Genomic DNA, 12,285 nt, shown 5'->3' with positions numbered 1-12,285 from the left:
TAGTAGCTAATCCAAGTCAGAGGTAGAAATGATGAAAACAACATGTAAAAAAGCGTCTCTCATATGTGGGCTATGGCTTAGTCTGTCATGGCCGTTTATTACGGAGCCGACGCAAGCAGCAAGTGTCATCCAGGCAAAAGTGATCGCAACCTCTCTGAACGTTCGCAGTGAACCAGCCCCCAATGCTTCTGTTGTCGCTACCGTGCCATATGGAGCGGTCGTGACGATTACCGATGAAGCATACGGTTGGGCAAAAATTAGATACAATCAAAAGGTAGGCTGGGTCGCGGGATATTACTTGCAAAAAGGTGCGGTAACGAGTGCGGGTTCAGCTTCTTCCCCAGCCAATACAACCACTGTCAAAAGCAAGCAAGGCACAGTTTTGGCCGATTCGCTTCGAATGCGAAAAGGACCAAGCACGAGCCATGAGATTATCCTTTCGCTGCCCAGAGGAACCCGTGTAGACATTTTGCAAAAGCAAGCAGACTGGATCCAAGCGAGAACTTCCAACGGACAAACAGGCTGGGTGTCTGCGACGTATATTGGCGATGCCAAGTCCAGCGCTCCGGTGTCCAAAAGCTCCAAAACGCCTGGCTTAAAAGGGAAAGTCATCGTCATCGACCCGGGACATGGTGGTTCTGATATCGGGACACAGGGTACGAAGTGGAATAGTATGGAAAAAACGTTGAATTACAAAACGTCCATGCTGCTCGCCAGCAAACTGCGACAACGCGGTGCGCAAGTCTTCCTGACGAGGACCAGTGACACAGAAAAGCCTTCGCTATCGCAGCGTGTCGCTTTTAGTGAATCCAAGGCGGCAGATGCCTTCATCAGCATCCATTACAATTCTTCTCCGAAGCCAAATAGCGGGACACTTACGTTTTATTATTCGCAAGACAAAGATGAGCCGTTAGCTCGAGCGATTGAGACTCGCTTGGGTGGTGGCATCGGTTTAAGAAGCAACGGCATTTCATTCGGCAATTACCACGTCCTGCGCGAAAATAGTGATCCATCCGTCTTAATTGAGCTTGGCTTCCTATCGAATCCAAAGGATGAAGGCATTGTTCGTACATCGTCCTATCAGGACAAAGCTGCGCAGGCGATTACGGAAGCACTAGCTGATTACTTCGGTCGATAATCGTACGGCTGGACACTGTAGGAGAACAGCTTCCGCTCGAATTTTCCTTTGGCACCAATGATCTGATACCAGGTCTCTCCGATCAACAGGTCGGTTGCGAAATCTTTCTCCAGCAGATTGGTGATCATCTCCATGACCACTTTCTCATTTTCCTTTTGGATTTTCAACGACAAGGCCAGGACGAAATACGCCTGGTCTTCTTCCATTTCCAACAAATGCAGACGGGCTGTACCACGGCGTTTGGCGTTGAAACCATCGATCACATTCAACAGGCCCTTTTTTGCCTGCACTTTATACTTTGTCGCTTCCCTCCAGGAGGAAATAACTGCATCGTACAACGAAAACGTCAGGATGAAATGGCTGGCGTAATCCTTCGGGTCAAAAGGCTCCGGTCCCATTTGCTTCTCATCCGCTGGTATGACAACGAATGCTTTGTAGTTGCTAAAAAACGGATCGCTCATGGCAGGTCCTTTCCATCGATAGTATCTGTGTTGGTTAGTATCCACTAGGAAAGCAGGATATTATGTACAAAAACGGTCATAAACGTTCAAAAGGCCAAGTCGACATGAAAACCGACTTGGCCTTTTGCTTGCTTTTGTATAGGCATGTTTTTCAACTGAATATCTACTCATTACCGGTGGGTCATCGAGACACTTCCATGCCCGTGCTCCTCTTCCATGACCTCCATTCCTGCACCATGATTGACGGTCCAGGTGATGACTTGGCTGGAAATGACAACGGCCAAAATGGTATACATCATCTCTTTCATTGGTACGAACCAGAACGACATGCAAAGCACAATAACGTCCAGTAAAAGAAAGACCGTACCAATGGACAATCCCGTGTACTTACTGATCAACAGGGAGAAAATATCGTCTCCACCTGTCGCAGCTCCATAGCGCAGAACCAATCCGGTACCCAGTCCGGTCAGTACACCGGCCAAGACAGACGCCAGCGGCATCATTCTGCTCATATCCATGACAATCGGTGAAAATCGTTCAAACAAATCGTAAAATACGGTAAAAGCAAGTGATGCAAAAATCGTGTCCCAAATGAACTGGCGGCCTCTTACTAACCAGGCAACCAAAAACAGTGGGATATCCAGCAAAAGCATCACCATCGCTGGCGACAAGTCAAAGGCGTATTTCGCCAATAACCCCAAGCCAACAAACCCACCTTCAGACAAATGGTTCTGAAAGTTAATGTGATAATACGCAAAAGCAAGTAAACAAGCTCCAAACAAAATCATACTGTAACGCTTAGATAACTGCAGCGCTCTCCTCATCACGGTTTCCTCGCATTTTTGTCGGTTTAGGCACAGACGACCAACCGACTACCGAGGAACATCGAAAGTATAAGTCGCTACTCATACAAAGGGCCTCGCTTTCGTAGTAGGTTAGTCGCCTTCAGTGACGATCGACTACTACGAAGCTAGATGTAGGAGAGGTCAAAACGTTTCCAGATCGTCCTATGGGGACGCATGGTATCCTGATCCCTTCCATGGCTTTTCTTGTATTATATCACAAAAAAGGTGAAAAGACGATTCGAAACCGTCTTTTCACCGAGTTAAAATCGGAAAGCTTGTCCTTTTAGCTCAACTGGAATTCCTGCTGTGACAAGAAAAACTTGATCGGCAACGGCTGCGACACGTTGATTCATCAAGCCCGCCAAGTCACGGAACTTACGGCCCAACGGGTTTTGCGGGACGAGTCCATCGCCTACTTCGTTTGTCACCAGTAAAACTGTCCCTGGGTAGTCTTTTAGCTTTTTGACCAGCCTATCCACCTGCTGGAGCACTTGCTCAAACGTCTGCTCCACTCCATCATGCAGCAGCCAATTGGACAGCCAAAGGATCAAGCAATCAATCAAAATCACTGTCTGCTGTTCTTGTATGTTTTTTTGTGCCCCGAGCTTCGCGAGCCACTCTGTCAATGCGTACGGCTCCTCGATCGTTTGCCAAGGAAAGCCAGACTGCAAGCGGCGGTCTCGATGGTGCAAGATCCGCTCTTCCATTTCCTCATCCGTGATTTGTGCGGTCGCGATGTAAACACCCGAGGAGCCCAAATGAGCCGCGTATTTTTCGGCAAACGTGCTTTTTCCGCTGCGTGCTCCGCCTGTAATCAGTACGATCATGCTTCTTTCTCCTTAAACAACCTCTTATACTTGCGATTGCAAAATAATTTGCGGCAAATGATGAACAGGATGCTCCATGACAATCGGTCTGGTTCCGTATACAGCCTCTATTCTGTCACTTTGCAAGATGTCTTTTGGTGCGCCAACACTTATCTGCTTTCCTCTGTGCAGCATCAAAATACGATCGCAGTATAGGGAGGCCAGATTCAGATCGTGCAGCACAGCGATGACCGTCACCTGCGTCGTCTTTTGCCATTTTCGCACGATGTCCATGAGTTGAATCTGGTACCCGATATCAAGGTAGGTCGTGGGTTCATCGAGCAACAGCACCTGAGGTCTTTGGATCAATGCCTTCCCCAAAGCTACGCGCTGCTTTTCTCCACCACTCAACTGATCCAGTGTGCGCTCTTCCAAATGTTCAAGACCGAGCATCTGTACGATTTCATCAATGAGCGATGCGACATCCTGCTTCTCTTCCCCTAGCCAATTTTGGTAAGGAAAGCGACCCATTTCCAACACCTCTCGGACACGAAAGCCGACTGGCGGCAGACCCTCTTGCTCCAGAACTGCCAGTATTTTGGCAAGCTCTTTGCGTGGATAGGAATGAAGCTTTTTCTCTTGAAGCAAAATGTCTCCTGCATCTGCCTTAATGACACCTGAAATTATTTTTAGCAAGGTAGATTTTCCGCTTCCATTTGGTCCGATGATGCCAAAAAATTCTCCCTTGTCCACGCAAAAATCGATGCCGTGCAAAACAGGCGTATCCTGATACGATTTTTGCAAGTTGCGCACATTGATCATTGCAAACGTTACCTCTTCCTAAAGCGTTTATTTTGCTTCAATAAATAGGCGAAAAACGGTGCTCCCAGAAATGCTGTCACGACACCGAGCGGGATTTCTGTTGGACTCAGCAGCATTCTGGCAAGAGTGTCGGCCCACAGCACGTAAATACCACCGCAGATCGCAGACATCGGCAGTAAAATACGATGGTCAGGACCAACCAGCAATCGGACGAGATGCGGTACCACCAGGCCAACGAACCCGATAATTCCCGCGATAGAAACCGCCGCTGCAGTCAGGAGGGTCGAAACGACCAGAACCACTAACTTCGTTCGATCCACATGGACGCCGAGATGCGCAGCCTGCCGCTCCCCCAACGCAAATAGGTTCAAGGAACGCGCATAGCTCACAAGTACCATTCCACCTATGACCAAGTACGGAATCAAGACGTACGTAAAGGCCCACCCTCGAAATGACAGGCTGCCCATAAGCCAGAACACGATCTCATTCACCGTCTGGTCGGATAGCGACACCATAAACGAAACGAGTGAGCCGAGAAAAGCCTGCACCACGACACCAGACAAAATCAGGGTCTCTGTTTGCAGCTTTCCTTGCGTATTCGCGAGTCCGAGTACGATCCATAAACTGAGCAATCCTGTAAGAAAAGCGACGACAGGCGTGCTCCATGCACCCAAAAAGGTGATTTGCAAGCCAAAAAGGATCAAGAAGGCTGCTCCGACAGCAGAACCCGATGCCACGCCCATCGTAAACGGATCTGCAAGCGGATTGCGCAATACTCCCTGAAAGCCCGCTCCCGCAAGTGACAAGCAGGCGCCAATCAAGACAGCCAATACAACCCGTGGAAAACGAACCTTCATGACAATTTGCTCAGATGACTCCGGCCACGTTACGGTGATCCACTCAGACAAGCCAGGGATTTGATGGAGCAGGATGAGCCATACTTGCGAAATGGGGAGTTGTGCCGCCCCCATCGAGATGCTGATAACTATTGATGCCAGAAGGACGAGACAACTAACTCCTCCCCATATGAACAATCGTTTCTTCATTTTATTTCACCAAGTCAGGGTAAATCGCCTTGGCTACTTCGATTAAGCCTTGTGTAATACGCGGACCAGGGCGAGACAAAATATTTTGGTCCATGCCAAAGATTTGTTTTTCACGGATCGCCTTCATTTTATCCCAGCCATTGCGATTCGCGATCATATCCTCTAGCTTGATGCCAGTCTTTTCATCGGTAATTCCGCTCGCATACAAAATGACGTCTGGATCGTTTTGCAAAATCTTTTCTTCACTGATCGGATTCCACCCTTCGGTGTCGGAAGCAATGTTTGTTGCTCCAGCCAGGGTGATGAGTTCATCCATGAATTCGCCTTTTCCGACTGTCCAGCCTGGGGAAAATTCCAGATATACCTTTTTCTTCTCTTCCGGTTTTACATTTTTCACTGCTTCTTGAACGTACGCGATGTCTTTCTTCATTTGCGCGACGACTTTTTCGGCTTGTTCCTGTGTGTTCGTGATAACTCCCATCGCCAAAACATTGTTTAGGATGTCATCCATCTTTGTCGGATGGGTAATATAGACTGGCATTCCGAGAGATTTGAGCTTGTCAGCCACTGGCTTTTCCATCGAAATCCCACCGACGACCATATCCGGCGTTTGAGCGAGAATGGCTTCTTCATTTGGTTTGACGACTCCGCCAATTTTCGGTTTTGCCTTCGCCGCATCTGGATAATCATCATAGTCTGAGACAGCTACGATCCGATCTTCCAAGCCTAATGCGAACAAAATCTCTGTCTCGGCAGGTGATGTAGAGACGATTCGCTCAGGAGCTTTTGCAAAGGTTACTTCTTTTCCTGTTGCATCCTTGACGGTCAATGGATACGTTGTTTGTTTTGCAGGTTGCTCGGCCGCATTCTCTTGCGGTGCTGTCTGCGGTGCGCTTGTTTGTCCCCCTGGTGCTGGCTGGCTGTTATCGTTACCCGCACAACCTGCGAGGCTAGCCGCAACTAGTAGTGGGATCATGAATCGCAATGAACGTTTCATATGTAGAACTTCCTTTCTGCATGTCTGATTGACTGTTCCTTTCCAATAAAAAAATCGACCCTTGCTTCCATTCGGAAATCAAAGGGTCGGCACCTCAGGGCAAACAGACAGGATGGTCTGCTTCCTGAAATAGGCCGATCCTTTCCGCGAAGGCAACAGGCACTAAAACAAACAGGCAGGTCTCCTGGCTTACGGCTGAGGAACGAGCCGATTTACAGTGGCGGGACCGCGTCGGATTTTCACCGACTTCCCTTTTCACCCGATCTTTTCGTTAAAAAGACGAGGCACCTATTTGCTGTTACGTTTGAAATTGTCACAGTCCATGACTCATCCTACATCATAGCATTCCTTGATTGAAAAAAGAATGACAAACACATAAGCCAATACTTTCTTGCCTCGCTATTTCCCTCGTTTGTCCAAATAATCGAGAATGCCCATGGAGCATACTTGTAAATCGAGCTTGAGTACTTCGAATACTTCGTGGTCACTGCTGATTCCTTGTGACTGTAGATGATCCGAGACTCGTTCAAATAACGTAAGAGACAGCTCATTGTATGATTGTCCAGCAACAAGCGCTGTCTCTCCTTCCGCCACAAACATGGGGAGCCACTCGCGTATTTGGCGGTACACGTCATCTACCTGCTCTGTCATCCCAAAATGACCAAAGTAAATGCGACTCAGTTTGCGCGCTTCAAAACGGCTTAGAGACGCTAACATGGCATCCGGGTCAAACTGATTCGGCGAAGTAGATGGCAGCACGAGGTGTATGCCATCCTTTTTAAGCTGTGGATAGAGCACACCTGCCGTATCACCTGTGAACATGCCGCGGCTTACTGGATCGTAGATGCTGAAGTGATGATTGGCATGCCCTGGCGAATCCAGAAACTCCAATACGCAATTCTCTCCGATCTTTAGTGTATCTCCGTCCCCACGAATCAAAATCTGTTCCTCGAGAACAGCCTCAATCGGATCAAACAATCGATCAAAATCATCATGATACACCGCTCTCGCGCCTGCGATCAGTCGGCTCGGATCTATGAGATGACGTGCACCTTTCGGGTGGACAACGACCTTTGCGTTCGGACAATCCTTCAGAAACAGTCCTACTCCTCCTGCATGATCCAAGTGAATGTGCGTCACGATGATGTATTTGACTTGTTCCGGCTTATAACCGAGCTTGGCGAGACCAGCCTTGATGTATGGGACGGAGGGGCTTGGTCCTGTTTCTACCAATGTGAGCTCCTCCTCCGCGATCACATACGTCCCCGTACGTTCCGCCCAGCCCATATCGAAACCGTCTATTAAATGGATGCGTTCCCCTAAGTAAATTGGCTCTGTTGCTTGCATGTAAATACTCCTCCTTTTCAAAAGTCTCGCGTTGCCATTGTGTTGGAATATTTACACTTTACCATCTATACTGTAGGGATTGGGGATGAATCACACAAAATCTTCATATTTTCATGATAATATGAGGGCAGCAAAATCGATTCCATTATCTGGAGGGGTGCAAAAATGGGTCAACTTTTTTCTGAATTACGACCTGAGCATGAGAAGTTTATCAAGAAGCAACGGATGTTCTTTGTTGCCTCTGCTCCTATGGACACAAATGGTCACGTGAATCTTTCACCGAAAGGGTACGATTCTTTTCGCATAGTATCGCCTACCGAGGTCGCCTATTTAGACCTGACTGGAAGTGGAAACGAAACCAGCGCTCATCTTCAGGAAAATGGCAGGATTACTCTCATGTTCTGTGCGTTTGAAGGCCCCCCTCTCATCATGCGACTATTCGGCAAAGGAACGGTTATTCTCCCAGATACGCCTCGGTGGGATGAGCTCGTAAAAGAATTTCCGCTTCTGCCCGGTGCTCGTCAAATCATTACCGTCAACATACAGGAAGTAAAGACCTCTTGCGGCTGGGCTATCCCCTTCTATTCCTATTCAAAAGAACGCGACACCCTTCAGAAATGGACCTTGGCTAAAGACGAGCAAGAACTGCTTGATTATCAAAAGGAAAACAACGTAGTAAGCATGGATGGATTGCCAACCCCATTGGGGCAAAAACTTTTTCCCGCAGTAGGTAGGGATAACTAAAAGTAAAACGAAAAGAAGCTGCCCTACTCGCAGCTTCTTTTTTGAAATCTCTTTACTTGCTCGTATAAATGACCACTGCATCTTTGAGAAACTCGGCAACACCAGGCTGTTCCTTGTCGTAATAGGCCGTGAAGCGCGGGTCTTCGACGTACATCTGGGCAACACCTGCGTGCGCATCTTTGCTGTAGCTGTCCCAATAAAAGCTCAGCCATTGACGGTGAAGATCCGCTGCTTTTTGCGCCAATTCATGAGCAGGATCACCTGTCGAAAAAGCCTGCGCCAACGTCTCGTGCAGCTCTGCATTCAATTTCTCCAGCACGGCATACTGTTCTTCTGTCATGCCTTTGACCTTCTGATTGGATTTGTCAACCTGGTCACTTCCATATTTTGAGCGGATTTCTTCTCCGTACTGGGCCTCGTTGTCGTCAATCAACTTTTGTTTGAAGCCTTCAAATTTTTGTTTGTCACTCATCGTTTTGGTCCCCTCTCTTTGTGCTAATGTCAAATCGACATTGGCGATTAACGCATCCAATTGCGTTCGCCTTTCCAGGAGCTTCTCGCGGTGCTCCCGTAGTGCCTGGTCAGCATCAAAGGTTGGTGAATCCAGGATCTCCTTGATCTCCTCCAAGCTCACACCCAGCTCGCGGTAAAAAAGGATTTGCTGCAATCGATCAACCTCTTGCTGTCCGTAAATGCGATACCCTGACGAATTGACTCTCGCCGGCTTGAGAAGGTCAATTTCATCGTAGTATCGGAGCGTCCGGGTGCTGACACCCGCCAGGAGTCCTAGCTTTTGTACCGTATATTCCATGTTCATTCCTCCTGACAAATTGATCGTACACATTTACGGACCGTCAATGTCAAACACATTTTCATCAAAAAATTAGCGTTACTCTATTTTCATAATTTGCTAAAATATAGAGAAAGCCATACAAGGGGGGATTTCAATGCTCTATGTCTTCGGCTTCATTGTAGCGGTACTCGGTGCCGGATGGGGATTAACAGGTCTGCTTAGTCTCAAAGCGAGAGATAAACATGCCATCACCCATTACAGTGACGATGCTTATAACCAGCAAACCTTGTTCCAGATGCACAACAACCCTGACCAAGGCATGTAAAATAAAAAATGGCTGCCCGCAACTTGTGCATGGGCAGCCATCTTTGTTTCTTACAGAGCTTGGAATGTATCAGTCAATACCGGTACGATTTGCTTCTTACGGGAGACAACGCCCTTCAGAACAGCTTTGTTGTCCACCAATGTTACTTGGTACGCTTTTTCTACTGCTTGAGTTGCACTGCCGAGAGCGATCGCAACAGAATCGTTATTCAAGATATCCGTTACAACAAACACGAACAAGTCCAAACCTTTTTCAGCGATGTTTGTATTCATAGCCGCTTCCAGTTCGCCTTGGCGTGCGAGTACATCATTTACGTCCACCGCATTTACTTGCGCGATTTCTACCTTCGCATTGCCCATTTGGAACTCTTTTGCATCCAACGTGAGCAGTTGTGCGATTGTTTTGTCGCTCAGGTCTGCTCCCGCTTTGAGCATGTCCAGACCGTATGCTTGCAAATCAACACCCGCGATTTCAGCCAGCTCGTGTGCAGCAGCTACATCTTGCTCCGTGCAAGTTGGAGATTTCAACAGCAACGTATCCGAAATGATAGCAGAAAGCATCAAGCCCGCCATCTCTTTTGGAATGTCTACGCCGTTTTCTTTGTACATTTTCTTCAAAATGGTTGTGGTGCATCCAACAGGCTCTGCACGGAAGTAGAGAGGATTGCTCGTCTCAAAGTTCGCAATACGGTGATGGTCGATCACTTCTACCACTTGCACTTGCTCAATATCATTCGCACTTTGTTGGCGCTCGTTGTGGTCTACAAGGATGACTTCATTTACTTCATTCGCCACTGTTTCTACGAGGCGTGGCTCTTTTACTTGGAAGTAATCCAACACAAATGCTGTTTCGCTGCTGATTACACCCAGGCGTACAGGCTCTACATTCGCGCCCAATTTTGTTTTCAAGTCAGCATACACAAGTGCTGAACAAATGGAATCTGTGTCTGGATTTTTATGACCGAAGATTAATTTTTTTTCCATCATCCATACTCCTTAATCGTAATTTGGCGTCAAAATTATACCATAGCTTAGAGGATATGCCCAAGATACATTATAGGTTCAAATTGGATCGTTGGAAATAAGGTTTTGAAGATCATTCGGAAATAAATGGGAGGCGAAGTGAAATGAGAGTGATTGGATACACCTGTGCAATTCATCCGAGGTAATGGTGATCGTGAAGTCGTACTCACTTTTGACGGTAAGGCTCTGGCCATGGAAATATCCGATTCTGTGCGGGAAATCACGTCATGGGTTGCGGAGCAATTGAGCCGCTCTCATCGTGACTTTCTGGTGCAACTCCCACTTACCTACACGTTAATACGAGAGGATTACGAGGACGTACTTTTCTGCCACGCCAATCCCACCAATGATGAAGATATTTTCACTCCCCGTACATCAGATGCAGTCGTTGCCACTTACTTTGGGGGGACACAGCAGCGAACAGTCATCTGTGGTCATACACATGTCCAATTTGAACGTCGCCTTGGCGATTTACGTATTCTCAATGCTGGAAGTGTGGGCATGCCGTTTGCCGACAAACCAGGTGCATACTGGTTACTGCTTGATGGTGACAGCTACGAACATCGCTTTACACCCTATGACGTAGAGGCAGCCGCAAAACAAATCGCTTCCACGAACTATCCGCAAGCCCAGCAATTTTCCGAAGAGAATGTCCGCAAAATACCTACGGCTCAAGAAGCAATGGAATTTTTAGAAGCCCTGGCACAAAAAAACCGACCCTTTACAGATTAATGGGTCGGTTGAGAAAGATAGCGGAATCGATTAATCGTCCCAGTCTACATCCAGTACAGCACCTGTTGTAGCGGAAATCTCCAAATCTACTTCCTGTCCTTTAGCCGTTTTCACTTCCACTTCATACACATAGTGGTTATCGTCTTCATCCAGCTTGATGGATTTGATGGTGCCGCTCACTTTAGCCAAAGCGATTTTTTTCGCTTGCTCTACACTGATTTTCACTTGTTGTTTGTTCCACTGATCGTCGTTGTCGTCATCATGATCATCGTCGTCATCGTGGTCAACTGTATGCCACACCTCACCAGTCATCGCATCGACGTAAACGTCAAATTCTTGATGCTTGTTTTTGATCTCTGCTTTGTATACGAGAAAACCATTCTCGTCATCCAATTTCCATTCAGTAATAACGCCAGACTGTGCCTCACGAACTTTTTTCAGTGCTTTTTCAGGCGTGATGCGCACGAGCTTCGCCCAGTTGTGTTTCACATCATCGTCGATTTGCAGGTAGACGGTAGATGTGTTCTTTTGCGGTACGCTGTAATATTGGTTGCTATGTGCAAAGGCTGTTACGCTGAGGCTCCCTACAATCAGTGCTCCTACCATGGTCATGACTACTTTTTTCATATGATCTCGCTCCTTTTTTCGACTGGTTTTGTTTGATCTCCTTTATCATAAAAAGGACAGATGAAGGAAAAAAAAGAGAGAGATTAGAAATTGATGAGAAAATAGATGAGACCTCTCACAGAATTCATGATTGCCGGTGAGCCACAGCGATTAACAAGAAGAGCGAGTGTTTTCTACTGGCAAAAACGATCTATTTCGGCTGTAAATCGACGCAAATGGAACACCCGCGCTTTTGCGTGCTTTCCGCTTTTATCCGTATAATAAAAGCAATCGAGAGGACAACAGCCGACTCGATGACATATGAAAGAGAGCGTGAATGGCAGTGTAATACATATCGTTTCTTACTACTTTCAATTTTTTCTTACATGAGAAGGAGAAACGATTTTTCCGTGGAATCACCACTTTTGAAAAACATCTTTTTTTGAATCTATTTTATCGTCACCATGCAAACGGTCGTCATGTCCGTTATGACCTTGGAAGTGAAAAACCCAGCACGTATCCAATTGACTACACAAGCAACCCAAGCTATCACTTATGCCTATACAGAATCAGACAATCGGAAAATCGAGTAGGAGGGAGT

General features: G+C 47.1%; 14 protein-coding genes and 1 riboswitch. Of the genes, 4 read left to right on the top strand and 10 right to left on the bottom strand.

The features are described from left to right. Positions 1-31: 31 nt before the first annotated feature. Positions 32-1,138 (top strand): N-acetylmuramoyl-L-alanine amidase family protein, encoded by a 1,107-nt coding sequence (locus tag C7R92_RS29015; protein WP_106836562.1) that lies wholly within the window; start codon positions 32-34, stop codon positions 1,136-1,138. Here C7R92_RS29015 and C7R92_RS29010 read toward each other — a convergent pair. The 7 genes from C7R92_RS29010 to C7R92_RS28980 all read right to left on the bottom strand — a co-directional run bounded on the left by C7R92_RS29010 (position 1,123) and on the right by C7R92_RS28980 (position 7,462). After that, positions 1,123-1,599: a hypothetical protein gene (locus tag C7R92_RS29010; RefSeq protein WP_069851253.1), complete on the bottom strand. Its 477-nt coding sequence runs from the start codon at positions 1,597-1,599 to the stop codon at positions 1,123-1,125. The two genes, C7R92_RS29015 and C7R92_RS29010, sit on opposite strands and share 16 nt — an antisense overlap. A 170-nt stretch (positions 1,600-1,769) precedes the next feature. Then, positions 1,770-2,426 (bottom strand): YitT family protein, encoded by a 657-nt coding sequence (locus C7R92_RS29005; RefSeq protein WP_017250233.1) that lies wholly within the window; start codon positions 2,424-2,426, stop codon positions 1,770-1,772. 278 nt (positions 2,427-2,704) lie between these two features. Further along, positions 2,705-3,271 (bottom strand): bifunctional adenosylcobinamide kinase/adenosylcobinamide-phosphate guanylyltransferase, encoded by a 567-nt coding sequence (gene cobU / locus C7R92_RS29000; RefSeq protein ID WP_106836561.1) that lies wholly within the window; start codon positions 3,269-3,271, stop codon positions 2,705-2,707. A 24-nt stretch (positions 3,272-3,295) separates the two neighbouring features. Next, entirely contained in the window at positions 3,296-4,072 is a 777-nt protein-coding gene (locus tag C7R92_RS28995; RefSeq protein WP_017250235.1) for an ABC transporter ATP-binding protein, read from the bottom strand. Between the two features lie 8 nt (positions 4,073-4,080). After that, positions 4,081-5,118 carry a FecCD family ABC transporter permease gene (locus C7R92_RS28990; RefSeq protein WP_106836560.1) on the bottom strand — a complete coding sequence of 346 codons (1,038 nt, stop codon included), beginning with the start codon at positions 5,116-5,118 and terminating at the stop codon, positions 4,081-4,083. Between the two features lies 1 nt (position 5,119). Beyond that, positions 5,120-6,115 carry an ABC transporter substrate-binding protein gene (locus C7R92_RS28985; RefSeq protein ID WP_106836559.1) on the bottom strand — a complete coding sequence of 332 codons (996 nt, stop codon included), beginning with the start codon at positions 6,113-6,115 and terminating at the stop codon, positions 5,120-5,122. Positions 6,116-6,272: 157 nt separating this feature from the next. Next, positions 6,273-6,422, bottom strand: a riboswitch (cobalamin riboswitch). 92 nt (positions 6,423-6,514) lie between these two features. Beyond that, positions 6,515-7,462, bottom strand: coding sequence for an MBL fold metallo-hydrolase (locus C7R92_RS28980; protein ID WP_069851261.1), 948 nt, complete (start codon positions 7,460-7,462; stop codon positions 6,515-6,517). A gap of 165 nt (positions 7,463-7,627) precedes the next feature. Between C7R92_RS28980 and C7R92_RS28975 the strand changes: the two genes are divergently transcribed. Next, the gene (locus C7R92_RS28975; protein ID WP_106836558.1) at positions 7,628-8,206 is read left to right on the top strand and encodes a pyridoxamine 5'-phosphate oxidase family protein; all 579 of its coding nucleotides are present in this window, start codon (positions 7,628-7,630) and stop codon (positions 8,204-8,206) included. A 52-nt stretch (positions 8,207-8,258) separates the two neighbouring features. Here the strand turns inward: C7R92_RS28975 and C7R92_RS28970 are convergent, their stop codons facing one another. Then, positions 8,259-9,017 (bottom strand): MerR family transcriptional regulator, encoded by a 759-nt coding sequence (locus tag C7R92_RS28970; RefSeq protein ID WP_106836557.1) that lies wholly within the window; start codon positions 9,015-9,017, stop codon positions 8,259-8,261. A 136-nt stretch (positions 9,018-9,153) separates the two neighbouring features. Here C7R92_RS28970 and C7R92_RS32490 point away from each other — a divergent pair, with 136 nt between their 5' ends. Beyond that, on the top strand, positions 9,154-9,324 hold the full coding sequence (locus C7R92_RS32490) for a hypothetical protein (RefSeq protein WP_017250241.1): 171 nt from the start codon (positions 9,154-9,156) through the stop codon (positions 9,322-9,324). A 50-nt stretch (positions 9,325-9,374) separates the two neighbouring features. Here the strand turns inward: C7R92_RS32490 and C7R92_RS28965 are convergent, their stop codons facing one another. Continuing rightward, on the bottom strand, positions 9,375-10,307 hold the full coding sequence (locus C7R92_RS28965) for a manganese-dependent inorganic pyrophosphatase (RefSeq protein WP_106836556.1): 933 nt from the start codon (positions 10,305-10,307) through the stop codon (positions 9,375-9,377). A 165-nt stretch (positions 10,308-10,472) separates the two neighbouring features. Between C7R92_RS28965 and C7R92_RS28960 the strand changes: the two genes are divergently transcribed. Beyond that, complete coding sequence (locus C7R92_RS28960; RefSeq protein ID WP_244195862.1) at positions 10,473-11,078, top strand: metallophosphoesterase family protein; 606 nt, start codon at positions 10,473-10,475, stop codon at positions 11,076-11,078. A gap of 30 nt (positions 11,079-11,108) precedes the next feature. Here C7R92_RS28960 and C7R92_RS28955 read toward each other — a convergent pair whose 3' ends face one another. Then, positions 11,109-11,705 carry a PepSY domain-containing protein gene (locus C7R92_RS28955; RefSeq protein ID WP_106836554.1) on the bottom strand — a complete coding sequence of 199 codons (597 nt, stop codon included), beginning with the start codon at positions 11,703-11,705 and terminating at the stop codon, positions 11,109-11,111. Positions 11,706-12,285 lie beyond the last annotated feature (580 nt).

The organism is Brevibacillus porteri, assembly GCF_003013475.1.
GTDB classification, from domain to species: domain Bacteria; phylum Bacillota; class Bacilli; order Brevibacillales; family Brevibacillaceae; genus Brevibacillus; species Brevibacillus porteri.
The sequence above is the reverse complement of the archived record's forward strand: the minus strand, read 5'-3'. Positions and strand labels throughout refer to the sequence as shown.

Bases quoted from the DNA above. Each gene is read 5' to 3' on its own strand.
- C7R92_RS28970 (WP_106836557.1), bottom strand. From the start codon at position 9,017: ATGGAATATACGGTACAAAAGCTAGGACTCCTGGCGGGTGTCAGCACC.
- C7R92_RS29010 (WP_069851253.1), bottom strand. From the start codon at position 1,599: ATGAGCGATCCGTTTTTTAGCAACTACAAAGCATTCGTTGTCATACCA.
- C7R92_RS32490 (WP_017250241.1), top strand. From the start codon at position 9,154: ATGCTCTATGTCTTCGGCTTCATTGTAGCGGTACTCGGTGCCGGATGG.
- C7R92_RS28980 (WP_069851261.1), bottom strand. From the start codon at position 7,462: ATGCAAGCAACAGAGCCAATTTACTTAGGGGAACGCATCCATTTAATA.
- C7R92_RS29015 (WP_106836562.1), top strand. From the start codon at position 32: ATGAAAACAACATGTAAAAAAGCGTCTCTCATATGTGGGCTATGGCTT.
- C7R92_RS28965 (WP_106836556.1), bottom strand. From the start codon at position 10,307: ATGGAAAAAAAATTAATCTTCGGTCATAAAAATCCAGACACAGATTCC.
- C7R92_RS28955 (WP_106836554.1), bottom strand. From the start codon at position 11,705: ATGAAAAAAGTAGTCATGACCATGGTAGGAGCACTGATTGTAGGGAGC.
- C7R92_RS28990 (WP_106836560.1), bottom strand. From the start codon at position 5,118: ATGAAGAAACGATTGTTCATATGGGGAGGAGTTAGTTGTCTCGTCCTT.
- C7R92_RS28995 (WP_017250235.1), bottom strand. From the start codon at position 4,072: ATGATCAATGTGCGCAACTTGCAAAAATCGTATCAGGATACGCCTGTT.
- C7R92_RS28985 (WP_106836559.1), bottom strand. From the start codon at position 6,115: ATGAAACGTTCATTGCGATTCATGATCCCACTACTAGTTGCGGCTAGC.
- C7R92_RS28975 (WP_106836558.1), top strand. From the start codon at position 7,628: ATGGGTCAACTTTTTTCTGAATTACGACCTGAGCATGAGAAGTTTATC.
- cobU (WP_106836561.1), bottom strand. From the start codon at position 3,271: ATGATCGTACTGATTACAGGCGGAGCACGCAGCGGAAAAAGCACGTTT.